Origin of the sequence: Nocardia sp. NPDC058633 (genome assembly GCF_042717045.1) — a bacterium.
In the GTDB taxonomy this organism is placed as follows: Bacteria; Actinomycetota; Actinomycetes; order Mycobacteriales; family Mycobacteriaceae; genus Nocardia.
This window is the reverse complement of the sequence record NZ_JBHXRA010000004.1, coordinates 62,859-86,228: the sequence shown is the minus strand read 5'-3', so window position 1 is coordinate 86,228 and position 23,370 is coordinate 62,859. Positions and strand designations below refer to the sequence as shown.

19 protein-coding genes and 1 pseudogene are annotated in these 23,370 nt (G+C 63.6%); 5 read left to right on the top strand and 15 right to left on the bottom strand.

What is annotated here, in order from left to right; all coding sequences use genetic code 11:
• Positions 1-117: 117 nt before the first annotated feature.
• The gene (locus ACFWUR_RS06230) at positions 118-1,083 is read right to left on the bottom strand and encodes a ferritin-like domain-containing protein (protein ID WP_378902731.1); all 966 of its coding nucleotides are present in this window, start codon (positions 1,081-1,083) and stop codon (positions 118-120) included.
• Positions 1,084-1,417: 334 nt separating this feature from the next.
• Between ACFWUR_RS06230 and ACFWUR_RS06225 the strand changes: the two genes are divergently transcribed.
• Entirely contained in the window at positions 1,418-2,716 is a 1,299-nt protein-coding gene (locus ACFWUR_RS06225) for a glycosyltransferase (RefSeq protein WP_378902728.1), read from the top strand.
• 19 nt (positions 2,717-2,735) lie between these two features.
• Here ACFWUR_RS06225 and ACFWUR_RS06220 read toward each other — a convergent pair whose 3' ends face one another.
• The 7 genes from ACFWUR_RS06220 to ACFWUR_RS06190 all read right to left on the bottom strand — a co-directional run bounded on the left by ACFWUR_RS06220 (position 2,736) and on the right by ACFWUR_RS06190 (position 8,944).
• Positions 2,736-3,230 carry a DUF6764 family protein gene (locus ACFWUR_RS06220; protein WP_378902725.1) on the bottom strand — a complete coding sequence of 165 codons (495 nt, stop codon included), beginning with the start codon at positions 3,228-3,230 and terminating at the stop codon, positions 2,736-2,738.
• 272 nt (positions 3,231-3,502) lie between these two features.
• Positions 3,503-4,522: a DUF5914 domain-containing protein gene (locus ACFWUR_RS06215; RefSeq protein ID WP_378902722.1), complete on the bottom strand. Its 1,020-nt coding sequence runs from the start codon at positions 4,520-4,522 to the stop codon at positions 3,503-3,505.
• The gene (locus ACFWUR_RS06210) at positions 4,519-6,093 is read right to left on the bottom strand and encodes an FAD-dependent oxidoreductase (protein ID WP_378902719.1); all 1,575 of its coding nucleotides are present in this window, start codon (positions 6,091-6,093) and stop codon (positions 4,519-4,521) included. Before ACFWUR_RS06210 ends, ACFWUR_RS06215 begins: the two co-directional genes overlap by 4 nt.
• On the bottom strand, positions 6,093-6,854 hold the full coding sequence (locus ACFWUR_RS06205) for a class I SAM-dependent methyltransferase (protein WP_378902716.1): 762 nt from the start codon (positions 6,852-6,854) through the stop codon (positions 6,093-6,095). The genes ACFWUR_RS06210 and ACFWUR_RS06205 overlap by 1 nt, the downstream gene beginning before the upstream one ends.
• The gene (locus ACFWUR_RS06200; RefSeq protein ID WP_378902713.1) at positions 6,851-7,177 is read right to left on the bottom strand and encodes a lycopene cyclase domain-containing protein; all 327 of its coding nucleotides are present in this window, start codon (positions 7,175-7,177) and stop codon (positions 6,851-6,853) included. The genes ACFWUR_RS06205 and ACFWUR_RS06200 overlap by 4 nt, the downstream gene beginning before the upstream one ends.
• Positions 7,174-7,527 (bottom strand): lycopene cyclase domain-containing protein, encoded by a 354-nt coding sequence (locus ACFWUR_RS06195; protein ID WP_378902710.1) that lies wholly within the window; start codon positions 7,525-7,527, stop codon positions 7,174-7,176. Before ACFWUR_RS06195 ends, ACFWUR_RS06200 begins: the two co-directional genes overlap by 4 nt.
• A 1,237-nt stretch (positions 7,528-8,764) precedes the next feature.
• The gene (locus ACFWUR_RS06190; RefSeq protein WP_378902707.1) at positions 8,765-8,944 is read right to left on the bottom strand and encodes a hypothetical protein; all 180 of its coding nucleotides are present in this window, start codon (positions 8,942-8,944) and stop codon (positions 8,765-8,767) included.
• A 383-nt stretch (positions 8,945-9,327) separates the two neighbouring features.
• Between ACFWUR_RS06190 and ACFWUR_RS06185 the strand changes: the two genes are divergently transcribed.
• Positions 9,328-9,711, top strand: a complete 384-nt coding sequence (locus ACFWUR_RS06185; RefSeq protein ID WP_378902704.1) for a hypothetical protein — start codon at positions 9,328-9,330, stop codon at positions 9,709-9,711.
• A gap of 101 nt (positions 9,712-9,812) precedes the next feature.
• Here ACFWUR_RS06185 and ACFWUR_RS06180 read toward each other — a convergent pair whose 3' ends face one another.
• Positions 9,813-10,028 carry a hypothetical protein gene (locus ACFWUR_RS06180; RefSeq protein WP_378902701.1) on the bottom strand — a complete coding sequence of 72 codons (216 nt, stop codon included), beginning with the start codon at positions 10,026-10,028 and terminating at the stop codon, positions 9,813-9,815.
• Between the two features lie 1,774 nt (positions 10,029-11,802).
• Here ACFWUR_RS06180 and lepB point away from each other — a divergent pair.
• On the top strand, positions 11,803-12,564 hold the full coding sequence (gene lepB / locus ACFWUR_RS06175; RefSeq protein ID WP_378902698.1) for a signal peptidase I: 762 nt from the start codon (positions 11,803-11,805) through the stop codon (positions 12,562-12,564).
• Between the two features lie 46 nt (positions 12,565-12,610).
• Here lepB and ACFWUR_RS06170 read toward each other — a convergent pair whose 3' ends face one another.
• From ACFWUR_RS06170 to ACFWUR_RS06160, 3 genes are all read right to left on the bottom strand, one after another.
• Positions 12,611-13,567, bottom strand: a complete 957-nt coding sequence (locus ACFWUR_RS06170; protein WP_378902695.1) for a hypothetical protein — start codon at positions 13,565-13,567, stop codon at positions 12,611-12,613.
• A 135-nt stretch (positions 13,568-13,702) separates the two neighbouring features.
• Positions 13,703-15,172 (bottom strand): hypothetical protein, encoded by a 1,470-nt coding sequence (locus ACFWUR_RS06165; protein ID WP_378902692.1) that lies wholly within the window; start codon positions 15,170-15,172, stop codon positions 13,703-13,705.
• A gap of 44 nt (positions 15,173-15,216) precedes the next feature.
• Positions 15,217-15,522, bottom strand: a complete 306-nt coding sequence (locus ACFWUR_RS06160) for a hypothetical protein (RefSeq protein ID WP_378902689.1) — start codon at positions 15,520-15,522, stop codon at positions 15,217-15,219.
• 398 nt (positions 15,523-15,920) lie between these two features.
• Between ACFWUR_RS06160 and ACFWUR_RS06155 the strand changes: the two are divergent.
• Positions 15,921-16,449: pseudogene (locus ACFWUR_RS06155) on the top strand (transposase); the annotation flags it as partial.
• Positions 16,450-16,611: 162 nt separating this feature from the next.
• Here ACFWUR_RS06155 and ACFWUR_RS06150 read toward each other — a convergent pair.
• From ACFWUR_RS06150 to ACFWUR_RS06140, 3 genes are all read right to left on the bottom strand, one after another.
• Complete coding sequence (locus ACFWUR_RS06150) at positions 16,612-17,790, bottom strand: McrC family protein (RefSeq protein ID WP_378902686.1); 1,179 nt, start codon at positions 17,788-17,790, stop codon at positions 16,612-16,614.
• An 8-nt stretch (positions 17,791-17,798) separates the two neighbouring features.
• The gene (locus ACFWUR_RS06145) at positions 17,799-20,546 is read right to left on the bottom strand and encodes an AAA family ATPase (protein WP_378902683.1); all 2,748 of its coding nucleotides are present in this window, start codon (positions 20,544-20,546) and stop codon (positions 17,799-17,801) included.
• Between the two features lie 257 nt (positions 20,547-20,803).
• Positions 20,804-21,379 (bottom strand): hypothetical protein, encoded by a 576-nt coding sequence (locus tag ACFWUR_RS06140; RefSeq protein ID WP_378902681.1) that lies wholly within the window; start codon positions 21,377-21,379, stop codon positions 20,804-20,806.
• 847 nt (positions 21,380-22,226) lie between these two features.
• Between ACFWUR_RS06140 and ACFWUR_RS06135 the strand changes: the two genes are divergently transcribed.
• A complete protein-coding gene (locus tag ACFWUR_RS06135; protein ID WP_378902679.1) occupies positions 22,227-22,817 on the top strand; it encodes an RDD family protein in 591 nt (196 codons plus the stop codon).
• The last annotated feature ends 553 nt before the right edge of the window (positions 22,818-23,370 follow it).

The following is a 23,370-nucleotide window of genomic DNA, read 5'->3' as shown; positions in this document are numbered from 1 at the left end:
TCTCGCAATAATCTCGCAAGCATCAGATAGACCGATATGCGCGGCGAGGTGGCCACAGCCCCGGCCGTCGGTGCCACGGCTGTGGTCGGCACCGACGGGGTGTTGTCAGCGGACTTCTCAGTTCAGCCCGCTCACTTCCCGGGCGATCGTCGAGACACGGGCCTGCGCGGCCGAAACGACACCCTGTCGCGCCTTGTGCGCCTCCTCGTAGGCAAGGATGGTCCGGATTGCGGCGGGATCGGTGAGTTCCTTGATCGCGGCCACCGCCTGGGTGACATTCAAGTCCTCGTAGCCACCGATGGGCAGCTCGCTGGGGTCGAGAACGCCGGTGGTGGTGCGCAGTGAATGCACCGCCCCTGCGGTGGAGGCCGCGCCTTCACGCCGCGAGACCTGCTCGGTGGTTTCGAGAACAGCATCGCGCGAGGCCACGAGGGATTTCACGGCGACATCGCCCGCGTGCGCACCCCTGGCGAGCAACTCGCCCAGTGCCGGCGGTGCGGCGCGGAATGTGTCCAACGCGCGGTCGATACTGCGAGCAGACCACGTAACCGGGATATTGATCAGCTTCACCGCGGTCCCCGTGACTGCCTGAATCGGTGTTCGACGCAAAGCCGCGGGCCCACCGAGCGCGTCCTCGGCGAGTACGGTCGTCAACCATTCCACGGTGGCCGTATGGGCGGTGATCAACCGCTGCGCCACTGCTACCACCTCGGCGTTGTGCACGGTGGTCGCGAGTGCCTTGACGTAGCGGGCACGGTCGAGCAGCTGATGTTCGAGGACGAGGTCGCCGAGCAGGGCTTCGTCGAACGGTTGGGCTTGTTCGCCGATCGCCTTGACCGCGGCGGCAGCCCGTCCGATGAACGGGCCGATCCGCTCCGGCGCACCACCCAGTTGACGGATCGCGGCCTCGATGGCTTCTATGCGGGCGCGGGCGTTGTCGGCGTTCTCGGCCAGTTCGCGGCGCACAGCCTCGGTGCGAGCCTGTGCGATTCGAGTCTCGGCGATTCGGATCTCGGTATCGGTCAATTCGCGGATAACGCGCAGTTGCGCGAGCAGGGTCGTAGCGGTGTTGCGTGTGCTCATGAAGTCTTTCCTTCGATGTCGACGTCAGGGAGGCGCAACGCTGCACCACTGTGTCGACTACCCCGCACTTGCGTTTCAAACAGCGACCGCGGTGCTCACCGCCTCGGCTTCCCTCAACGGAGAGCGGCCCGAACGAGCCCATCCGCTGTCCGACACCAGCACGTCTTTCCACCGCGCGGACTTGCCCCGCATCTGAATTGGAGGGCGGCCACACCGTTTCACAGCGCTGTGTTCGGCGGCATGATCCGTAACATCACCAGCACCGGCGAACGCACCGCCGCCGACAGCACGCCCTCGTCGGGATGAAGCTTCGACCACCACCTCGAGGAACTCCTTGGCTCGCTATCTCCTTGCCGCAACGCCCATCGCCGGCCACGTGCTGCCCATGCTGGGCATCGGCGCGGACCTGCGGCGACGAGGCCATGACGTTTGCCTGCTCACCGGCGACCAGTACAGTGACCGCGTTCGCCGAGCCGGAATGCGTTCGGCGGTGCTGCCCCGCGACGCCCACATCCCGCCCTCGGAATCGGCGCGACAGAGCAGGCTCGCGCCGACGATCCGCCGCTATCTGCGCGGGCGGGCCGAACTCGACTCGGTGTTCATCGCGCCACTGGCCGCGCAGTTCCACGCGCTGCAAGCAGTCCTGCGTCGCGAGCCGGTCGATGCCGTGTTGGTCGACCTCGCCTTCACCGGCGCGCTCGCCTGCCTGCTCGGAGCGCACGGGCGTCCGCCGATTCTGGTGTGCGGCGTCGGCCCGCTGACATTGTCGAGCGCTCAGACCCCACCGTTCGGGATGGGATGGCCACCGCAGCCCTCGGTGAACTACTCCACCATGACCCGGTTCGTTCATCGTGTCATGTTCTCCCGCACGCAAAACCGGCTCGATCGTGCCCTGCGCGGGGTTGGTGCCGGACGCTCACCGGTGTTCCTCACCGATTGGCCTCGACTGGCCGACAAGATGCTGCAGCTGACCGTGCCCGGCTTCGAATACCCGCGAGCCGACCTGCCCGAAAATGTCAGCTTTGTCGGCCAGCTGTTTCCGAACTCAGCCGGCGAGCACAGTGCCGCGCCGTGGTCGGATCAGTTGGCGGGCGGTCGAACGATCATCCACGTCACCCAAGGGACCTGGGACAACACCGACCTCGATCAGCTGCTCGGCGCCACCCTGCGCGCGCTCGCCGACAGGGAGGACTGTTTCGTCATCGCCACCACCGGAGGCGGCCCGATCCGAACTCTTCGCGGCCCCGTACCGGCGAACGCCTTCGTCACGGACTACCTGCCCTATGAACAACTGCTGCCCACCATCGATGTCATGATCACCAACGGTGGATACGGCGGCGTTCAGCACGCGCTGCGCTACGGCGTCCCCGTGATCGTCGCTGGCGAAACCGCGGACAAAGCCGAAGTCGCGGCGCGTGTCGCATACACCGGTACCGGAATCGACCTCGGCACCGCCCATCCGACACCGGTCGACATCGTCACCGCGGTCGAGCAGATTCTGTCCGACCCCGGCTACCGCATCGCAGCACATCGGTTGAGCCGGGATTTCGCCGCCGCGACGCCACTCGACGCCATCGCCGATGCACTCGCCGACGTGACCGCCCGCCCGATTCCACTAGCCGATGCCGAATAGCAGGGAATCGGGTGCGACGTCATCCGAGGGAGACGCAACCGTTCAATGTCTGGAAGTCTCCGGCCAGCGCCGGGCCACCGGTGCAGGTCGGCCTGGTGACGCCGTCGATGGTGACGGTCGCACCGGGTCCGGCGATTCCCAGTGCCAGTCCGGGCCGTACACCGGTGGCGTCGACGATCGAACCTGGACCCACCGCGATCGCCGCAGGCCCGGACAAGCCCTGCGCTTGCGAAGTCGCCGTCCCGCCGCCGAGGGCGATCGCGAGCGCGAGCCCCTGCGACCCCGTCGACGCAGCAGCGGATCCATCGACCCCGAACGCGGCGGCAGCACTGCCGTCGACGCTCGACGCCGAACACTGCGCGGTGTCGGAGGAATTCTGGATTGTGCTCGCTCCGGGCGCGCGGCATTCGACCGGTGCTGCGGCGGCAGTCGGTGCCATCGCAATCGCACCCGCAACCGCGATGGCGGCGCCGAACCCGAGCCCTGCCTCCCGTCCGTAGTGGTAACCGTTCATTTCGATCTCCTCTAGAGGTGTTCGCTGTATGGCGTCGAGAAATCCGGCCGATCTTCATTACGGCATCGGAACCGAGTCGATGAAGTGACAGCGGCGTTCGCGGTATCGATACCGCCGCAGATCACAGCGGCATCGGCGATTCTCAGGTTGTCACCGAACCCGCTGACAGACTCGTCGAGTGGTCACCGGCTTCCGGTTGTCACTCCCAGTGATGCTAGGAGCGAAACGGACGCTATCGGACAAACGATGCACAATTGATGCATGCCTGCCGTCTACCCAGGCCGATGGCGGGTGCGCATGCGGTAGCGGCGCTCTGCGTAGTCGAGGTCATCACGCCACAACCGGGTCGCGGCGTGGATCATCAGCGGCCTCAGCGCGGCCCCGGCATGTCGGGCAACGCGGAACCCCCGCCGGGGACTGTCTGCGATCACCGCTTCGATGACTGCCGTGCGTGGCTGCCCGTCCGGCCCGGCACCCAGCGGAGTGGCATGTGTTTCGACGACGCTGCCCGCTCCTTCGCCGTCGATGATGCGCATCGTCAGCGTCCGCGGTTCCGGGCTGGTGAATTCGGCGTGTACAGGGACGCCGAGCCGTCCGCCGACCCGGAAGGTGACCGCGACGACGAACCGTTCCACCGAGTCGGCCGTGTCGTGTTCTGCCGCAGGGGATTCGAGCACCTCGAGATGGGTGAACGAATAGGGGTGGAACCAGGATCCGTGCCAGGGGTCGAGCCGGTTGGCGATGATGTCGGCGGGCTCGCACACACCGGTCACGGTGGCGACCGCCCAGATCGCGCGATTCGATGGTGGACGAGCACCGATGACCGGCGCGTCCGAGGGCGGTTCGTCGCCGATGTGGTCGAGTCGGACCCAGGCCAGCACGCCGTCGTCGTGGCACGGCAGCGCTGTCCATCCCGGTCCCCCGCCACTGCTCACCCGTAGGCCGTGCCAGCGGCATACCAGCGCCCCGCAGTCGATGCGCGCCTGTGCCAATGGCGCACCGAGATGAGGACACGCGCCGGGACCGACCACCAGCCGTTGCTGCTGGTCGCGCCAAGCCACGAGCTCTACGCCGGCGACCGTGGCACCGAAAGGCCGATCGTTTCGAACGTCACGGCTGGCACCGAAGACGTACCAGTTGCCGGACGGGCGATTCTGCGACCGCTCGAGGGCGGCGGCGATGACCGTCGGATCGGCGTCGCGGTAGGTGGGATTTTGTGTGGACCAACGCTCGGAATCGACAGGTTGCACCGGCCAGTCGGTGGGCCAGCGCCGAAAGATCCTGTCGCTCATACAGATTCCTCCTGATGTGCTGTCTTCGCCATGGTGCGCGCGGCGAGGCGTCGCAGCACGGCGTGCCGTCCGGTGGTGGGTACGGTGTACAGGTCGTGGCCGGGTAGGCCCCATTGCCCGAGCAGCGCATTCGCCGCGGTCCAGCCGGTCGTGGCGGCGCGTTCCATCAGTGCCACGGGCAGGTCGATCCGGATGCCGTCGCCGGCCAACATCAGCGTGTCGTGTGGTGTCCGGACGGCCGGGCGGTGGGCGTGGTCGCCTACTCCGAACATGGGGCAATCCTGGCGCCACTGCACCTGTTCACCGACGATCCGCGCGTCGGCTGTCTCCGGATACAGACGGTGGAGTTGTGCGAGAAGCCGCGTGCGGATCTCGCGCTCGAACTCCGGTGTCCGAACGCTGGGTAGCGCGTAGGCGTGCAGTTCGAGCACCGCACCGTTGTGCTGCTCGGCCCAGGAGCGTGCCTGCTGCTCATAGCGGTCCAAGACGCTGATGTTGTCCAACGGAGGCATGCCGCCGGTGGCCAGAAACGCCGGTCGCTCTCGGGTGACCGGCCGATCCAACCACAGGCGATGGACGAGAAACGGTGGGGCGCTGCGCAATGCCTGGATCCGTGAGCGCCACTCGGCATTGCCGAGATCCGGGGAGTCGGCGACGATACGACGCAGCCCGGCGACGTCGGTCGCCAGCACAACCGCATCGGCATCGGCAACGCCCCCCGCGTCGTCGTGGACCCGAAAGGTTCGCTCTCCGCTCGCCTGCACCCTGGTGACCGTCGCACCGGTGCGGATTCGGGCTCCGTGCGACGCGAGGTACTCGCTCAGCGGCGACCACAGCGCGGTGTCGTAGTTCGACGTCGGCACGTCGAAGAGCAGACCCTCACTGGAGCCGAGGAAGTAGATGTGGAACATGGCGGCCAATTCGGCGGCCGACATCTGCGTCGGCGGGGCGAAGAAGCTGCGGGAGAACACTTCGAAGGCGAGATGGCGTGCGGCGACCGGGAATTTGATCTTCCGCAGGAATGTCTCCGCGTCCACATGATCCAACTGCTCGTAGATGGCGGGCACCGACACCATCGCCAACGGTGCCGCGGCCCGGGCATCGAGTCGGCGCAATTCGTGCAGCGGAAACGTGCGACTGCGCGCCGCGAAGGCCAGCGCGTTCCACGGCGGCGTGAGCGGCAGGCCACGGAACGAGTCGCGCCGGCCTTCGGCATCCAGCAGCGGGTAGTCGTCGACGCGCATCATGCGCTGCAACATGGGATCGGTGCGGCGCAACAACTGCCGCAAGTTGTAGTACTGCCGAAAGAAGGCATGGAAGCCCCGATTCATGGCGATCGGGGTGCCGTCGGGAAGGGAGTCGGTCCAACCGCCGACGCGACCGCCGAGATAATCCTGGCCTTCGATCACCTCCACCCTGACGCCGCGTTCGGCGAGGCCGGTAGCGGCGGCAAGCCCGGCGATACCGGCACCGACAACCACCACGTACGGGCGCGTGCCCGGCTCACTGCCGGAAGGGAGGGCGGCGACATGGTGGACGATGCGCCGGTCGCGGCCGATGGCGGTGTCCACTAGTGCTCATCCCCATCCGGATTGTGAGATCGTCGGGGAGTCGCGAGGAACGTGTGCACGATGCCGTGCTGCCACCCCGGAACGGTCTCGCTGCAGACGGCCGTGTAGCCGTTGTCGCGCAGCCGCTCTCGGAATCGAGAGGTGCCGTCGAAGGAGACGACGCTTCGTTGCAGGTGCCGGTACAGGGTGGCGTCTCGGCTGAGCATCCAGCCGGCGGGCACGATGATGGTGCGGCACACCGTGTTCCATACGATGCGAGCCCACCTCGATTCCGCCACCGAGTATTCGTGCACCCCCAACGGGGCGCCTGGGCGTAGCAGAGCGGCGAATGCGCGAAGCTGAGTGTCGGGGTCGGCGAGATTGCGCATCAGATAGGCGGCGAAGATTCCGTCGAAAGGACCGACAACTCCTGCGGCCTCGATGTGCTCGATGCGGCTGTGCACGAACCGGACCGAATCGGGCCACGGTTTCGCACGCGCTCGTGCGAGCATCTGTGCTGATCCGTCGACAGCGACGATCTCAGCGTGCGGGGCGACCGACAACAACGCGGCGGTGGAAGCACCTGTGCCGCAGCCGGCGTCGAGCAATCGCAGACCTGCCCCGCGGTCGGGAAGTTGCATTCGGCGCGCGGAGATGCGCAGGTGTTTGTGATAGCCGGGGTTCACCGCGACGAGGCGGTCGTAATCGTCGGCGGCCGCGTCGAAGGCGGTCGGGACCTCCTCGCGTGGTAGTCCGGTGGCACTGATCCGAGAGTCGTTCATGAGCCAACCTTTCGATCCCGGATTCGCTCGCGCTCCCACAGCAACAACACCGCGGTGACCATGGCGAAGCCGAACAGGAAGTCCTCCACGGGGATGTCCCACGGGAACCGGATCCCGGTGATGTGTGCCGGGTCGTACAGCACCAGAGGTGCGCTGAGTTTGGTCAGCCAGCCGTCGACCACGATCTGAAAGCTGAGCACGATGGTCATCGACAACCAATATCCGGGCCGTCGGAACAAGCCGGTCCGCAAGATCGCGATCTCCCATGCGCACACCAGCACCACCGCTGTCACCGCGGGCAACGTATAGCCGAGGCCGGTCATCGGACGCGCTCCGAAGAGGACGAGGAAACCCTGGTGGGACGGAATCGTTGAAGTATGGCTTCGACCGCGTTATAGGTGAGCAGCGCGCACAGCGGTATGACGAGGAAGAAGACCAACTCCTCGACCGGTATCGCGAAAGGCAGCAACCATCCGGTGAGATAACTAGGGCTGTAGGTCCAGACTCCGGCCGCGATGGCAATCGCATCCCAGATCAAGAACACGGCGGCGACCGGCAGTACACAACGGACGACCCGGGCGGGGCGCCGATACACACCCGCGCCGAAGGCCTCCAGTGGCAGGGTCCCCACCCAACACAGTCCCATGACGATCAGGTACTGCCAGCGCTGCATCGTGTCACCTAGCTCTCGGTCAACAACACGTGGTCCAAGCGGTGAAACAGTCGATCCATCTACTCTTCGATCCCGAGATCATCGGTACCGGAAACCTGTCGCGCAAGTCCCGGTCAGCGCGTCCAGTCGCGCCGCCGGGGTCGATCACCTCGGGTTGCGGTCGACGGCTCGATTGTGGCACCCGTTAGATCCGTTGCGCATCGTTTACGCCTCGATTTCTCGGCGCGTCGAGGAAGTGCGTTGCCGGCCGAAGCCGCCGGCAACACCCCTACGAGGCGCGCACCCACGGAGAAACTCGAAGGAGGAAGCTCCGATACCGCGGCGGGCAGCGACCGCGGCGGGCAGCGGCAGACGATAGCAAGAATGACCGGTTTCACGCGCCAGCGGGGTGTTAGAGCGCCCGTGGCAACCCCATCCGGCAATGTCTTTACACCCGGATACTGAAGCTATTGCACGAAACATGCAGGCCATCGCCTATAAGGCTATGACCTGCAATTTCACGATGGTCCCAGCTGGTTTCGAACCGGCAGACACCCGGAGACCGAAACCCGCTCCCACCTCGAACAGCCGGCATCTACCTGGAACTTTGCCTGCCATCGCGATTCGCGCGGATGTACGCACCGATAGGCAACATTGGGCTGCACTATTGCACGTATACAGCACGTCGAACGGTGCCAACCCGGAAGCACGTAGAAATTCCCACATCCAAAAGCCTTCATAGCAAGAGTGGATGGTTCCTTCGGCAGCCCTCCTCCAACTCGCCCGCCACCGCTGAGCTACCTCTACCCTGACCAGGGCAGAGTCGACGACCAGGGCAACAGAGCCCGGGCGAAATTGCGCGTTACCGCACGCATCCTCGCCGCGGCGGCCTCGACCGACACGGCACTTCCGAGGTAAGCCGGGCCGGACTAGAAGGAACAACGGTCCGCACGCACATAGGACCGAACGGCCACCACGAGGCTGAGGATGGTCGCCCAACAAACGCGTCGCGGGTCGGCACACCATGCTCTCGTAGCCCTGTCAGCACTTCGGGCCAGCGGCCAGCCGTGGTCGTCGAGCCGGATCGCGTCGCGTCGTCGACGTGCGCCGCGTCATGTGACATACCATTCTCGACCTTGGTATCCCCCTCCCGGTTCGCTACCGTGGCTGCGGAATGGTGTCCGAGGGGAGGGGCGGTAGCGGGCATGTCTGTGGTTGATGTCGACTCCGCACGGTTGAGATCGGAGATCGCGGCGTTCTACGCCGGGTTCGGGGTGTCGAGCGAGCTGTCGGCGGCGTTCGAGTCGTCGGCGCTGTTGGTGCCGTTGGTCGGCCCGGAGGACCGGGTGTTCACGCTGGAGTCCGGCGGGTTGGCGTGGTTGTGCGCGTTCACCGGTGTCGAGGAGTACGCGCGGTTCATGAGCGCGCGTGGCCGCATAACCCGACAAGGTGGACCGACCCGCTCGGCCTCATGCCGGACGGCTGTGAAGCGGCCGACCAGGCCAAAGCGAACGCACCAGTTCTGCAGCAGGAGCACATCGATCCAAGACCGGTGAAGCCCGTCGATGTACCTGCCGGGTGGGATGAGTTCCTCGGCCCCGGTGAACACACGAACCTACACCCTCGCACGGGTCTCCCTGACCCGAACCGGATCGTCTCCGAAGACGGAACCCGCAGCATCAGGCTCGGAAATCACGAAATGGGCAGCGGGCCAACCAAATTTCACTACCACGAGGAAACGTGGACCTACAATCCGTCCGCAAACGCGTGGCACCTCGACAACCGAGTTGTCCGGGTGCCCTTCCCGAAGGGAACATGGTGATGTTGATAACCCTGCTGACCGACATGCCGACCGGCACATCGGGAATGGTCAGATCGCGCAGCGGCGATTGGCCCGCAGTGTGGGCCGGACGGAACCCCGGAGTAGCGGGCGTCCAGTACGACGTGGAGATCGAGCTGGGCGACGAGTTCTCAGAATCTCATGTTTACGATTCCAATGCACCTAAAGAGGGTATCTACCTGAAGAATGGCCAACTCATAGTTTGCGGTACGGTAACAACCATTTTCGACGACGGAATCGTTGCACTTGACCTCAAACCCGGAAACCTTTTACTAGAAGCTAGCAATCCACTTCCCACAGTCCGTGTCGGTCAAGTAGTTTGCGCTTCTCTCAGCGAAATATCTGTATTCCCAACCGACATCTGAGCCTCACTCCGCAGACGCCGGGTGTCGGACTGGTCGGCGTGCCGACAGCGATCGAGGCTTCACCGATGTCGGCCGGTGCCCCCGGCTCGCAGAGCGGTGTCTCAGTGCCCGGGCACGGTCAGGCCGCCGATGATCAGGCGCACCGCTCGGCGCAGCCGGTCCACAGTGGTGTCGGGGTCGGTGATGCCGGACTCGAGCCCGAAGGTCAGGGCGACCAGGATCGCCGCGGTTTCCGCGGCGTCGACACAGGGCACTTGTTCGGCGAGCAGGTCGGTGACGAGCTCGGCCAGGGTGGCCTCGTAGTCGGTGACCATCATGCCCAGCGATCGCGAGCCCGTCGTGAGGAATTCCTTCGCGTGCGCTGGACTGTCGCGGTGCAGCGTGATCGCGGAAGGTCCTCGGGTGGCGCACGCCGGCCGAGGCGATGGAGCAACATCCACAATCGCTTCAACAACGAAACGTTGCGTCGACCAGTTGAATCCGCCCAGTTAGCCCTCGCTCCTGTGGACCGGGGTCGTGTTGCCGAGACAGGCAGTCACTCGACTGAGAGCAAAACGCCCAGCTTCGTGTGACGGAAGTCCGTCATCATCGAAACTGGGCGTCTGGCGAGATCACCATAGTTGGGTGATCTCCTAGCTCATCGAGCGTCCTTACCACTCCCACGGACACTGGCCGACTCGGCTCCCGGGTAGAACCGAGACCGGCGGAAAAGGCTGACCGCCAGCAGCGTCGCCGATCCAACGGCAAGAATCAGTACCAGAACAGAACCTGAGCTTCGTACAATCTCCACCGCCGAAACCAACAGCGCCAAGCAAGCGATGAGCCCAAGCCAAAATGACAGCCGTTCAGCCACAATCACTACTGTGTCCCAATCGATTTCGGTACGGGTGACTGAAGTCTACCGGCCGCAGCCGCTCACGCCATTCCAGGGTATACACGTGCCTCACCGGGGCAGGGAACCCGGTTGCTGGGGTTGTCGAGCGCGACGCAGGTTGCACCGGCTGGGGTGTTCATGACGACCCCGTCCTCGGGCATCATCTCGCACTGATCGAAAATGACAGCGGTAGCCGTACCTGCAGCGTACCCGCAGATCCAGGCTGCACTCGCCGGACGACCAACACCGACCTCATTAAGGGCAACATCCGCCGACATCTGCGATGTGCATCCGTTCTGACGACTCGCGGAAGCTCGTAAACCTCCAGTTGCGCAGCGCAAGCACGCTTATCGTATTCCCGGAATTCGATACGCGCCGCGCAGAGTATTGATGATGGCGCCATATATGAGTATGGCGCGTCGATCGCACAGAGCAGTGACAGCTTGGCCTCAGATTGGCGAACCAACTGCTGACGACTAGAAGGGGGCAACCGCAGCGAAGCTGGGTTTGCGCCGGGACACGAATCGCCCCGGCGCAAACCGTGCTGGGTGACAGCACCACAGCCTACAGATACTCCGGATTGCCACCGAGACGCGCCATGACGAAAATTCCGACAGTGACGCTACTGCATCTGCGGCCTAGTGATACAGCTTGTTGAAGAAGAACTTGGAACCATCGAGACCGAATACATCACCACGGAGACAGTCGGTAACGACTCCGTTGATCTCGCCTGCGACTACCAGTCGGTCAGCGTCGCACTGCTCCCAGGTATCGTACGGCGCGCTGTAATCAGCCGAAGCAATCCCTGTTGCGCCCAGAACGATCGCAGCAGCCACGAGAGTGGTACCGCCAAGCTTCCGAATCATTTCTCTCCCCTATCGATCACTTTTTCGTCAGAGCGGATAGATGCCATTCTTCAGCACCACCACAAACGGTTGAATTTCCTAAATAGCAACCATTCAGCGGTCCGCTCACAAACAACTATTTCAGGGCCACTTCGATTGATCAATGGATGCTCAACCCGCGAGACCTTTGACTCCCGTCTTGATTCCGCACCAACCTGCTCATGGTCACGGCATAGATCAGACCCAACCGCGGTCGGCTCGGTTCACCCCAATCAGCGATGGCCATGCTCGATATCGCGACCGGCGAGCTTCCACAGCCACAGCCCATCTCAGAATTGGCTCAAAGCCTGCGACCGGGCTACGCTGTTCGTCGTGACAGACGAAAGCAGGTCGGCGTCGGTGTCCGATTCGGATGACGAAGGCAAGGTCCGCCGCAAAAAGCGCGGCGACAAGAAGCAACGCCCGTTCTGGCAGGAACTGCCGATGCTGGTCGTGATCGCGGCGGTGATCGCGGCGCTGATGGTGACATTCGTCGGCAGGCCGTACGTGATCCCATCACAGTCGATGGAGAACACGCTGCTCATTGGCGACCGCATCTACGTGCAGAAAATCACCTACTACGGCAGCGATCCCAAGCCGGGCGACGTCGTGGTTTTTGTAGGTCCGCCGTCATGGAACGATCACTACCAATCGGTGCGTTCCGATAATTCAGTCGTCCGCGGTATGCAGAACTTTCTCTCCTACTTTGGTTTAGTCCCGCCCGACGAGAATGATTTGGTGAAACGGGTCATCGCCGTCGGCGGACAGACCGTACAGTGCTGCGACGCCCAGGGCCGGGTAATGGTCGATGGCAAGCCACTTGATGAGCCCTACATCAAGAAGGACCACCCCTGGTACACCGACCGGCCCAACACCGTCTACCCGGCCGGTCGAGTATTCGGACCAGTGACCGTGCCAGCAGGTCACATGTGGATGATGGGCGATAACCGCAACGAGTCGCGAGACTCGAGGGCCCACGTCGGCGACGACCTGCAGGGCACTGTCCCGTTCGACAACGTCCGAGGGAAGACTGTCTTCAAGATTTGGCCCCCAAGCCGACTCGGACCTGTGCGATCGCAAGATCCTCAACGCTGAACATGGCGACCACATCCACGGCCTGAGAATGCCTAACCCAAGGACGTTACGATCGCGAGTCACGGGTTGCAAGTTGAGTGGCAAAATCCTGCCACATAATGGCGCATACCTTCGCGACCTGAACCACGGCCGATACTTGATGTGCCGGAATAGCCTGAATTGATCGACTGCCGTATCGATGTTCGACTGTGCCCACGAACAGTCGAAGTAGCGCCCGACCATCTTCGTTCGATCTAATCGACGGATCCCGGCGAAGACTGTTCAGCAAAACATCGACCATCGCGACAGACGCTGTGTCGCTATCAAGACTGGACCCCTGCTTGGTAGTAAGGGGCGGCCCATCGTGCGTTAGTTGATTCTTTACGTCTTTGACAGTCGCTGGCGATAGCCCCACCGCTCTGGCTACTTCCCGCAAAGACGAATTGGGTTTTGACTTGAATAGCTCTGCTGCACGCAGCCTGGCATTTGTACTGTCGACTGGCCGCATCTTGCCGTCCCGACCTAACCGCTTGTTCAACTGAGGCTCGGCCTCAGTTGAACAAGCCCGGATCAACGCGACAGTCTTTGTTGACAGCCCCACCAGCTCCGCAATCATTCGATCGGACCACATCGCATGAATATCAAGTATTCGACGTGTTGCCGACAAGCGATCTTCGCGGGACAGCGGCAGACCTTGCTCGGCATTCACATGGACAGCAAGCACGAAGGCATCAGTTTCAGAGCCACGGAAAAACGAGACATCGATTTCAGATTCGCCACGCTGCCGCGCCGCCATTATCCGGTGAGCCCCGTCTACCACTTCCATAGTTTCTCGGTTGACGATAATTGGCGGCAGACCGGCTCCGACCTCTACCAACTCTCGAACGTGCCGAATGTCAACGCCATGTACTCTCGGCGAACTAGCAAGTTTCAGTTTGTCAATCGCTATCGGTTCGTGAGCCGAACAGAGTCGAGTTCGCAAGTCTTTAAGGTCGTCATCGCGTAGCGATTCGCGAGGAGTCATGGATTCTCCAAACATTGACCAATTTTCCGTAGCTGGGTGCATGCCGAAGCCTTCCCGCTACTTCATTATCGAGGCGGTTTAATATAATTCGCCCGGCGCAACAGCCAGGATCACGCCACATAGACATGTGTTTTATTATCGCGACGATGCCCAGAATTCATCATTGGCGAAAGAGGAGTTCTCCTCGTCAGCGGGTGACGCAATGATGGACGGCGCGGTTTGGCGTGAGTCATCTTTGCTACGGCGTCCGATTGACGGCAACCCGACGAGACTGCCGGTCGTCGCCGTCTGAGATGAACCACTGTTGCCGGATTGCGCGGTGAGACGATTGCCGTTATCGGTCTTGGTTGGGCCGCTACCATCTGCGGCGGCGTCGTTTCTGGGCTCGGTGCTGGCACCGCCGGACTGAGAGCCGCTACCTTCGCTCCCGGTAGCCCCGCTGATCGGTGTCCCATTCGCCAGCGCATCGCTGACCAACTTCGCGGCGCCCGGCTTATCGCTGGCCGGTTTGTCACCAGCGCTTGTATCGGTTGGCTTATCGGTTGCGCTTCTCGAATCCGTCGTACCGTCTACGAAGCCCAGTTTCACTGCCGCGTCTGCTGAAGCCTTGATGATGTCGTCGAGGTCGTCGTCTAGCCCGGACAGACTGGTAACAAGCGATGGCAAATCACCAGTGAACCCCTTGACCGCTCCCAGCACCGAAACCAAATCAGAGGTTGTCCATGTGCTCGGGTCGAACGCAGAACTCGAGGAACCACCTGAAGTCGAATTCCCGCCAGCACCTTTAGAAGCTCCGGTATCGGTGCCCTTGCCCGAGCCCGCGCCGGTGTCGGCCGGTTTGCCCGAACCGCCGCCGGTATCTGCCGGTTTGCTAGCGCCGTCGTCGGTGGCTTTTACTGATTTCCCCGCGTCGGCGGAGATCAGGGTCCCGGACACGGTCGGTGCAACCGCGGTCTGGCCCGGCTGTTGAGCAGTAGCCAAGTTCTGGGTGTTCGTCGGGGTGCCCTGCAGAGCACTGGACGAGATAGCACCCAGGGAACCCGCTGCAACGGTATCGGGGTCGATCGCCTGGCCGTTCAACAACGCCGAACTACCTGAACTGGCATCACCACCACCGACGGTAAGGGTGGCTGCCTGCGTTTGGATCTCAGAGACCAGCGTCGAGGCACCCTCCGAGACAGTCGATCGGGATGTCAACAAGTCCGCCAGACCAGTACTGATCCCCGACCTATGAAACTCCAAATCCCCTGCTGCCAGATCGGTTCCGGTGACCGACCAGTCCTCGCTGATATTCGCGCCCGCCTCGACCGCATCGTCCACCCGCCTCAGCAGCACCTGCCGATAGCTGGTCAACGAGCCACCACCATCGATTAGCTGCTGCGCCAAGCCATCAACGGCCCCGGCTGCCCGGACCCCCAGATCCCGATCGCCTGCAATACGGTCGTACGCGGCCAGATACGAGTCACCAGACCACTCCGAACCCGCCGATCTGATGCTCTGAACCGCAGAATCGGCAGCTTCGACGAACTCGGTATTCCGTTCCCGCAACCGCTGCCCCAGGTCGACGACCTCCCACGGCTTCCACTCATCGCGCACCTGACTCAACGTCGGAGTCCCCGCACCATTCGACGCCCCCGGTCCACGTGATCTCACAACGCACCTGCCACGGCCCTGAGTGCATCACTGAATTCGGCATCAGTTACCTCGAAGTCCGAAGCGCCACCACGCGAGGCGGCCGACACCTGTCGGCACCGCGACCCGAATCCCGACCAGACGTCCTCACACACCGAAAGCCCAGAACCCAGCACCTCCGAAACCAGGGACTCAGGGTTCCCAGACTCGGCAGAAGCCGAAAACGACACCAGAGAATCGGCAATCGAAAGACCTTCTGCCACAACAGCGATCGTGTCCATCGACTTCGATAGCAACCGCAGACGATCAGGATCAACCAACATAGAAACCTCCCCGTTTCCTGGTCAAACGCAAGTCTCACCAGGGTCATTCGAACCATCGAATCGAACCGAACACACGGCCGAATCAGCACGGCCGCGAAGCGGAATCTCTTGCCTTACATAGAGATTGGACGCGGCAGAACTCAAAGTGGTTCCAACAGGGCAAGGTGATCCCAGTCACAGCAAGCCACTCACTGCGAGTGAGCATTTCGTGCTCACACTCTCCGAATCCACCACTACAGGTACGCAGCCAAGGCGACAGACCAGTCGGCGCTTGACCGCCACTAGACCGCGGCCAAGGAGTCGGGCTCGGGGCACAATCCTGCCGGGACTGCCCCGGGTTTGGTTGACTCCTAACCTGAGGAGACCGGCGGGTCTCCTCAGTGAGAGGATGAACCACCGTGCCCAAGCCCTACCCCGAAGAATTCCGTCGTGACGTCATCGCCGTCGCCCGCAAGGGCAAGCGCCGCTGAAACAGATCGCGAAGGATTTCGGCATCTCGGAAAGCTGCCTCGCGGGCTGGCTCAAGAAAGCCGACATCACCGACGGCGACCGGCCAGGACTGACCACAGCCGAGACCGAAGAGCTCCGCGAGCTGCGTAAACGAACCAAGCTCCTCGAGCAGGAAAACGAGATCCTGCGTCGAGCGGCGGCGCTCTTCGCCAGGGAGCTGCCCCCAAAATGAGCTATCCGATGGTCCTCGATCTTGCCGCTGACCGAATCCCGGTCGCGGTGACCTGCCGGGTATTAGAGATTTCGAAACAAGCGTTCTACAAATGGATGAAAGACCCGGTTTCCCAACGTGATTGGGATGACGCGCACCTGATCAACGCCGCGCTCGATATCCACGCCGACGACCCCGAGTTCGGATACCGGTTCATCGCCGATGAACTCGCCGACCTCGGCTTCGAAGCCGGCGAGAACCGCGTCCAACTGGCCCGTCCCCGCCGATCCTGCCGTAACCGATCGGCGTTTCGTCATTCGATATGACGTGAGACACGGGACTCTCCTCGTCGGGGACGCGGCACAGTTCTCCGCGACATCCGCTTTTTCGATCTTGCCACGTCCACCGGTCTCGACAGCTGATCGGTGTCAACGACTGAGCGATGCCCTGATCTCGCCTGCGAGAGCTGCAATCTCCCGTTCGACGCTCTCGGCGGATCCGCTCAGATCGATGCCCCGCACCACCAGTCTGGTTCCCGCGTTGCGCACGACGACGGTGCGCCGTTCGGTCTCGTTGTCGGTGTGCCGACAGTAGATCAGGATCCCTTCGGGGAGATCCATGGCCGTGGTGTACGCGAGCAACTGGTAGTAGTCGCTGCTCCGTCCCCGCCCGTTGTCGGTCATCTTGTACTTGATGTCCCCGACATAGACCGCGCGTCGTTCCCGCAGGGCGCGGAAGACGAGGTCCGGGCGCATCGAGACCTGGCTACTCTTTCCCAGATACATCGTCGGCTCGTCCAGCACCTCCAGGTGGCCGCGCAATTCCCGGCGGAGTCGTTCGCCGACGAAGCGCTGGAACAGATCGTTCATGTCGACCATGAACGACGATGCGGACGACGCCCCCGCGGCATCGGTGAGGGTGAGATTCCCGAGGACGAGGCGCGCCAGCCCGAGCGCCGGGGCGTAGTGCTCGTTCAGCCGGGTGAGATGAATCGCGTCCGCGGTCGCGGCCGTGACGGGTACGTCGGCGACCTCGGCCAGCGCTCCGAGCTGTCGCTGCAGCCGCTGACGGTCGCTCGGGTCGAGCCGCGGCACCCGCAGCGCTCGACGCGCCGCGGCGCGAAGCACCCGGTTCTCCAGGACGTCCTCCGTGAAGTCGTCGTACGTACAGGCGACCGGGGTCAGGAGTCCGGCCTGCCGGAACTGGCCGGCCAAGTCGATACGCCCGCGCAGTGCGACGTGGCGGTCGTGCGTGGTGCGGTACGACCGCAAGACGCCCCTCGCGAGCGTGGTCTCGAGCGTGCGCGCGTAGAAGGCCACCATGGAGGTCAGCAGATCGGACGTGGCGTCGTACGCGAATGCCTCGCTCCGCCAGGCGCGCGAGGGCAAGCCGGGCTCGAGGAGCAGAAAGAGGTTCTCCGGGTTGATCTTCGGACGGATCAGCAGTTCGACGTCGTCGACGACGAGCGTTCCGACGTACGACGAGGTGGTGATGCGCCACCGGTCCGAGCCTGCCGGTGCCACGCCGACGAACCCGGTGTTCTGGAGCGACTCGGCCTGAGCGCGCGTCAGTCCGACTTCACGCGACTCGTACTCCCGCAGAATCATCGTCGGCCTCAGACCGTCTGAGTGTTGCCCTCGACGACCGATTCGGGCGCCAAATCGTTGAAGTGTTTCCACACCTGGTCGAACCGGAACCGGGCGATGCGGCCGGCATCGCCGAAGAACTGGTCTTCGATGAACGGCTCGATGTCGTACTCCCAGATCCGCCGTAACGAATCCTCGGTGAGCCCGTGTTTCATGAAGTGGCTCGGGCCGAGCTGCAGGTGCGGTCCGCCGAGTTCCCTTTCAAGCTCGTCGTTCACCTGCGCGACGAGTTCGCCGACCCACTTCGGTTCGCCTTCGCGTTCCAGCCACCGATCCAGTAGGCCCGCCATGGGGCCGTGGCCGGGAAAGAACGGCACGAAGTGGAATCGTCGTCGCAGCGCCGCGTCGACCAGCGCGATCGACCGATCGGCGGTGTTCATCGTTCCGATGAACCAGATGTCCTGCGACAGTTCGAACGGGTCGTCGGGGCGGTACAGGGTGCGGACCGGAGTGTCCCGGTACTCGAACAGGAACAGCAACTCGCCGAGCACCTTCGGCAGATTCGCCCGGTTGATCTCGTCGATGATCATCAGGTGCCGGCGTCCCGGTGCACTGCTCGCGCGGGCCGCGAGTTCTGCCAGCGGGCCCTTCTGCAGGCGATACGACATCACCCCGTTCACGTCGGTCTCGGGGCGGTACCCCTCGAAGAAGTCCTCGTACGAGGTGGACGGGTGGAACTGGACGATGGGGCGCCGTGCGGCGTCGGGAACGAGTTTCTCGGCGAGCTTGCGGGCGAAGTACGTCTTCCCGGTGCCGGGCGGACCGTAGAACACGACCTGCCTCTTGTCCTTGAGGAGGGCGACCACGTCGTCGAGGAAAGCGCGGTCGACGAGCAGTTCCTCGGCGAGTTCGTCGAGCGGGTCCACCGACGGTTCGACGACGGGCTCTTGCTCCCGCTCGGCGTACCAGTAGAGGAACTGGCCCATGCCGAGCGGGTCGCCGGGGAAGTAACGGTCAAGGCGTGCACGCAGGGCGTCGTTCGATTCCACCTGCCGCTCGCCGCGCCCGGACGACTCCGGTGCCGCGATTCCGAGGAGCTTCGACATCCGGAGCTTCCCCTGCGGGCCGGTGTACGGATACACCGTGATGAACCGGTCGGGGTGGGTGATCGCCAGCATCTTCATCATCACCGATTCGCCGAAGCCCTTGACCCGCAACGACGGTTCCTCCAGCACATGGTTGATGCGCGCGGCCGGGGGATCGTCGCCCCAGCACACGTATTCGAAGGTGTTCAGGATCCGCTGGTACTCCTGCTCGTCGGCGTCTCGGATGCTGGTGTTGAGCACCGACATCGGACCGGTGCCGCCATACCGCTGGGTGTTCCAGATCAGGCGCAGTTCCGCGGGGTCGACGATCGGGAGCTCTTCGGGGTCGAGCAGCTTCGCGAAGTCGCGACGGTCGGCCCGGTCCTGCTCGTGGCCGGGCGTCGGATAACCGGTCTTCGCTTTGAACTCCGCCACCAGCGAAGGGAGTTCGGTGTCGTCCTCATCGGTCGTGACCAGGTCGCCGTTGAGCTCGGCCATCAGCGGCGCGACCTCGCGCGCTGTCCGGTGTACCTCGGCGGACAGATCCAGGGAGTCGAGGTCCACGCGACCGAACCAGCGTCCGTAGATCACCTCGCCGGTTCCGCCGCCGACGAAGCCGACGTCGCGGCCCTCTCGCGACCGACCGCCGCCGAGAACCTCGTAGCAGGCGATCGGATGCCGGTCGATCGTGTCGACGGCGCGCTCGGTCGAGCCGGTCTCGGCGTCGGCATAGGGGCGCAGTCCGATGGCGAGTCCGTGAGCGTTGAGCCAGACCCGCACGCTCAGGCCGTAGGTGTCCGGCACCCGCCACTCGGCCCAAAGATCGCCGCGCGGCCAGGTCGAGTCCCACATCACCGGCGGCTTGTGCGCCTTGAGGGTGCGTCCGGCCGCCTCCGACACTGCAGTCTCGAGGGACTCGCCGAGATGTCTGGCCACGGCCACCAGCGCGGATGCGTTGTCGCGGTACAGCGCGGGCTCGTCGTTCTGCTCCTTGGCGCCCTCGCGGTACGCGATGCGGTCGCACAGGACACCGTCGAGGACCGCGGGTCGCTCGTCCGACCACCACGCGGCGACCTGCTCGAAACGCTCGGGCGACCCGTCGATCTCGGTGGCGCAGCGATAGAGCTCGGCGTATCGGTCGCCCTGGTCGTCGAACTCCGGCCTGCCGGTGAGATACCCCAGGTACTCCGCCGTCTTCGGCCAGGCCACGGGCCACCGATGCGGTGCCGCCAGGCCCCAGTAGTAGGAGGCGACGAAGGGTGCGCGTTTCGGGCTCGGGTGCGCACCGACGCGGATCTCTTGCAGATGGTCCGCGAGTCGCCGGATCTTCCCGACGGCGTCGTCCAGGTCGGCCGGAGTCGATAGGGCGTCGATCAAGACGGTCGCTGCGGCGTCGGGATCCGGGGACATCTTGTTGATCTGGTTGATGATCATCTGCCCGGCGGTGCCGCCGTATCCGGATTCGAAGCTCCGGATCCAGCGGTCGGTGCCGGCCTGGAACGCGCTCAGATCGCGTGACCGCGCCAGGGCGTCGAGGAACGCCCGGGCCTCGTCCGCGTGCGGCGTCAGCCGGCGCTCCCGCCACGATCCGGCAGACGGGTCGTTCTCGGCGTCGAACCGGTCGATGTGCACTCGGTGCCATCGTCGTTGAAAGTCATGCTCCTGGACGGTGAGGTCCTCACGGTCAGTCACGTTTCCTCCTCGCTGCGTCGAGAGTAGCGGTGGGTACCGACAAGGTGCCCTCCGCGTCGATCGCGTCGCCGCGGCTCCATAGCATCGGGAGCATGGCCCGGGAGCACGCTACGGAGGAGATCTACCTCGCGGGTGGATGCCTGGGGCTGCTTGTAGGCCAACCCGGCGCTGGCAAATCTGTCGCACTTCGGGAGATCACCGCGCATTGCTTGACGCATCCCCATGCACCGATTCCTATCCGAGTCACGTTGCCCCGCCTACTCGACAAGCGACCCGAACAGATCACCATCGCCCAACTGATCGAAGTAGCGATCACCGACTTCATCGACACCGATCGGCGGGCAGCGCTCATGGAGCATATGGCCGGGGCTGTCGACTGTGGACAAGCCATACTCCTCTGCGATGGCCTTGACGAATGCGGCGCTCGTGCCCCATGGATGGCTCAGCAGCTCTCCGACCTCCTCGAGGCACTCGACTCGACCACAGGCTTCGTACTCGCGACCCGCGCCAACGCAGTACGTGCCGCTGCTCGCCTCGAACTGCCACGCGCCGAACTCGCTCCCCCGGACGGCCTCACTTCGACCGTAAATGAGGTCCTCGGCGCATGCGCCGAAGCGCGTGTACCGGAAGCCGACAGAAGGTCGTGGCTGGCTGCCCGTCGTCGCTGGATCAAGCACGCGAGCGAAGAACACGATCATTTGCTTCAGGTACCACTCTTGGCTGTCCTGCAACACCGCGATCCACCCGTTGTTGGCCACGCCGTCGCCACGCTCAAGATCGGCCGTACTCACCACAGCCCGATCAATCACGACACGCTCGGCGTCGGTGTCCACCGCGGCGTGGAGTCGAGTCACCAACGCGCGCCGTGCCTTCGACGAGTCGGCCCACAGGCGCTCGACTCCCGCGATGGCCGGATAGTGGGTTCACGCCTTGGCCGTACCTTCGCTGACAACGCCGACCGCTGGCCGACTGGTGAAGGCGCACACTTGCGTGTACGGCAGATTCACATCCCAAATCAGCGGGCTTGGCCGAGTCGCGCGCCAGCGCCCCAGCTCCCGCTGCGCAGCTCCGAGGGCGTGCCCGAGTGTCTCCTCCGAAAGGTCTTCGCTGCCAACGCTTCCCAGATCGCCAGGTACGGAGCCTCGACAACCGCACGCGCGGTGACGATCTCGATCACCCGACGTCCCGTTCGTGGGCTGGCCAACATCGTTCCTAAACCCGACGCGGTCACGACCTGGTCGATCCGCTCATCGAACTCATGCTCGACAGACGCGATAGCTTGCGGTATCCACTCGAAGCCATTAGCCCAAATCAACCGTGAAGCAGCAACATTCAACCGTTGCTTGTTCGTGGCGAGAACCAACGACTGGTTTGACCCCAGTCTCAAGGACTACCCATCGCCGCCCAGCTAGCTCAACCGCCAACAGCCCGCCCGTCGGTACGACGAGAAACCAGAAGACGTACCCGGCACGACCGCCGGTCAAACAAATCGAGGCCAGGCCAACGCAACCGGCAAGGGTGTCTGTCGAATAGCTGACAGCCCACACAGCCCGCGTCGACCTACTGACGGGTACCACCCAAAGCAGTCTTCGGCTCGTCGATAGTTTGCTAGCGTCGGACGGCAGCTCGTCGAAAACGTCCGTTGGCCAACATAATCGATGTTTCATGTGATGAGGGTGGATGCCATATCTCAGCGCACCGTTCTGGCGCCGACTCGCGGCCCGACTGATCGACTTGGCGGTTTGCTTGGCGCTCACCTTCCTGCTCGCTGTTCCAGCGACACCTCCGGTCTTGATCGCCGAGGCTGTCATAGGCACCGAGTACGAGGACACTCTCTTCGACGTCGCGGCGTGGGCGTGCTACTTCACTGCCTATATCGGGCTCGAAGTGTTCATGCTGCTACGCCGCGACGGCCAAACCATCGGCAAAGGACTACTCGGCGTGCGTGTCATCCCGGCTGATCCCTGGGCACGCCCGCGCCTTGATCTGCGTCCTGCCACTGTCCGCATGCTGATCATCTTTCTGCCGTTCTTCTTCATTTCGGTCTCCGGCTCCAACCCCGAGTCCACCGCACTCGACATCGTGGCGATGACCGCGTTCGGCACCTTCCTGGCGAGCTGCGTTCTCGCGCTTGCCCCCGCCAACAGCAGGCGAACCATCCACGACCTCGTCACCGGGACCCGAGTCATCCGAGCACCGAAACGCAAGGTCGAACTCAAAAAGGATCTGATGATGGCGCTGCCTGGGCGCATTGACTTCGCCAAACATTGACGGTGGCTTATCAGGCTCGTTCGTCGACGCTCAGAGCGATCCCGTGACCTTCGCGGCGGCAGAACGTGGCGATCGTGGCGTCGAGATCGAAAGCACTTGTGCCGCTGATTATTCCGGCGGTCGCGGCAGTGAGTGACTGACCTCGTTGGACTTTCACGCGCCCAGGCCAGCAACCTCCGGTGCCGGCTTCGGTTCGGCACCCCTTCTGGCCTCCGGTAAGTGCTGCTTAGCGGAGCTCAGAGCCTCCCACCGATGCCTAGCGGGCATATTTCGGTCTACCAATCGCTCTCTTCCCGACCCGATACACAGACGCCGGGCCCCGAGTGCAAGGAAGGTTTCAGCGTCGCCGCAAAAACAGTTAATGTGACTGCAATCACATACCGTTCGATTCCATATCGCCTACCGAACTCCGGAAGCCTCGGGTTCGCGGGTAGCGCTTCTGCACGTATATTGCACGAAAATGGCTAGCCAACATGAAAACCATGTCTGACCAGCCACTATGTGTGGTCCCAGCTGGTTTCGAACCGGCACACACCATCGCACCAAAACCGGC

Coding starts and splice junctions, on each gene's coding strand:
- ACFWUR_RS06230 (WP_378902731.1), bottom strand. CDS start 1,083: ATGAGCACACGCAACACCGCTACGACCCTGCTCGCGCAACTGCGCGTT.
- ACFWUR_RS06220 (WP_378902725.1), bottom strand. CDS start 3,230: ATGAACGGTTACCACTACGGACGGGAGGCAGGGCTCGGGTTCGGCGCC.
- ACFWUR_RS06215 (WP_378902722.1), bottom strand. CDS start 4,522: ATGAGCGACAGGATCTTTCGGCGCTGGCCCACCGACTGGCCGGTGCAA.
- ACFWUR_RS06205 (WP_378902716.1), bottom strand. CDS start 6,854: ATGAACGACTCTCGGATCAGTGCCACCGGACTACCACGCGAGGAGGTC.
- ACFWUR_RS06200 (WP_378902713.1), bottom strand. CDS start 7,177: ATGACCGGCCTCGGCTATACGTTGCCCGCGGTGACAGCGGTGGTGCTG.
- ACFWUR_RS06195 (WP_378902710.1), bottom strand. CDS start 7,527: ATGCAGCGCTGGCAGTACCTGATCGTCATGGGACTGTGTTGGGTGGGG.
- ACFWUR_RS06190 (WP_378902707.1), bottom strand. CDS start 8,944: ATGCGGCCACGCGCGCTCATGAACCGCGCGTACTCCTCGACACCGGTG.
- ACFWUR_RS06185 (WP_378902704.1), top strand. CDS start 9,328: ATGTTGATAACCCTGCTGACCGACATGCCGACCGGCACATCGGGAATG.
- ACFWUR_RS06180 (WP_378902701.1), bottom strand. CDS start 10,028: ATGATGGTCACCGACTACGAGGCCACCCTGGCCGAGCTCGTCACCGAC.
- ACFWUR_RS06170 (WP_378902695.1), bottom strand. CDS start 13,567: ATGACTCCTCGCGAATCGCTACGCGATGACGACCTTAAAGACTTGCGA.
- ACFWUR_RS06160 (WP_378902689.1), bottom strand. CDS start 15,522: ATGTTGGTTGATCCTGATCGTCTGCGGTTGCTATCGAAGTCGATGGAC.
- ACFWUR_RS06150 (WP_378902686.1), bottom strand. CDS start 17,790: ATGATTCTGCGGGAGTACGAGTCGCGTGAAGTCGGACTGACGCGCGCT.
- ACFWUR_RS06135 (WP_378902679.1), top strand. CDS start 22,227: ATGCCATATCTCAGCGCACCGTTCTGGCGCCGACTCGCGGCCCGACTG.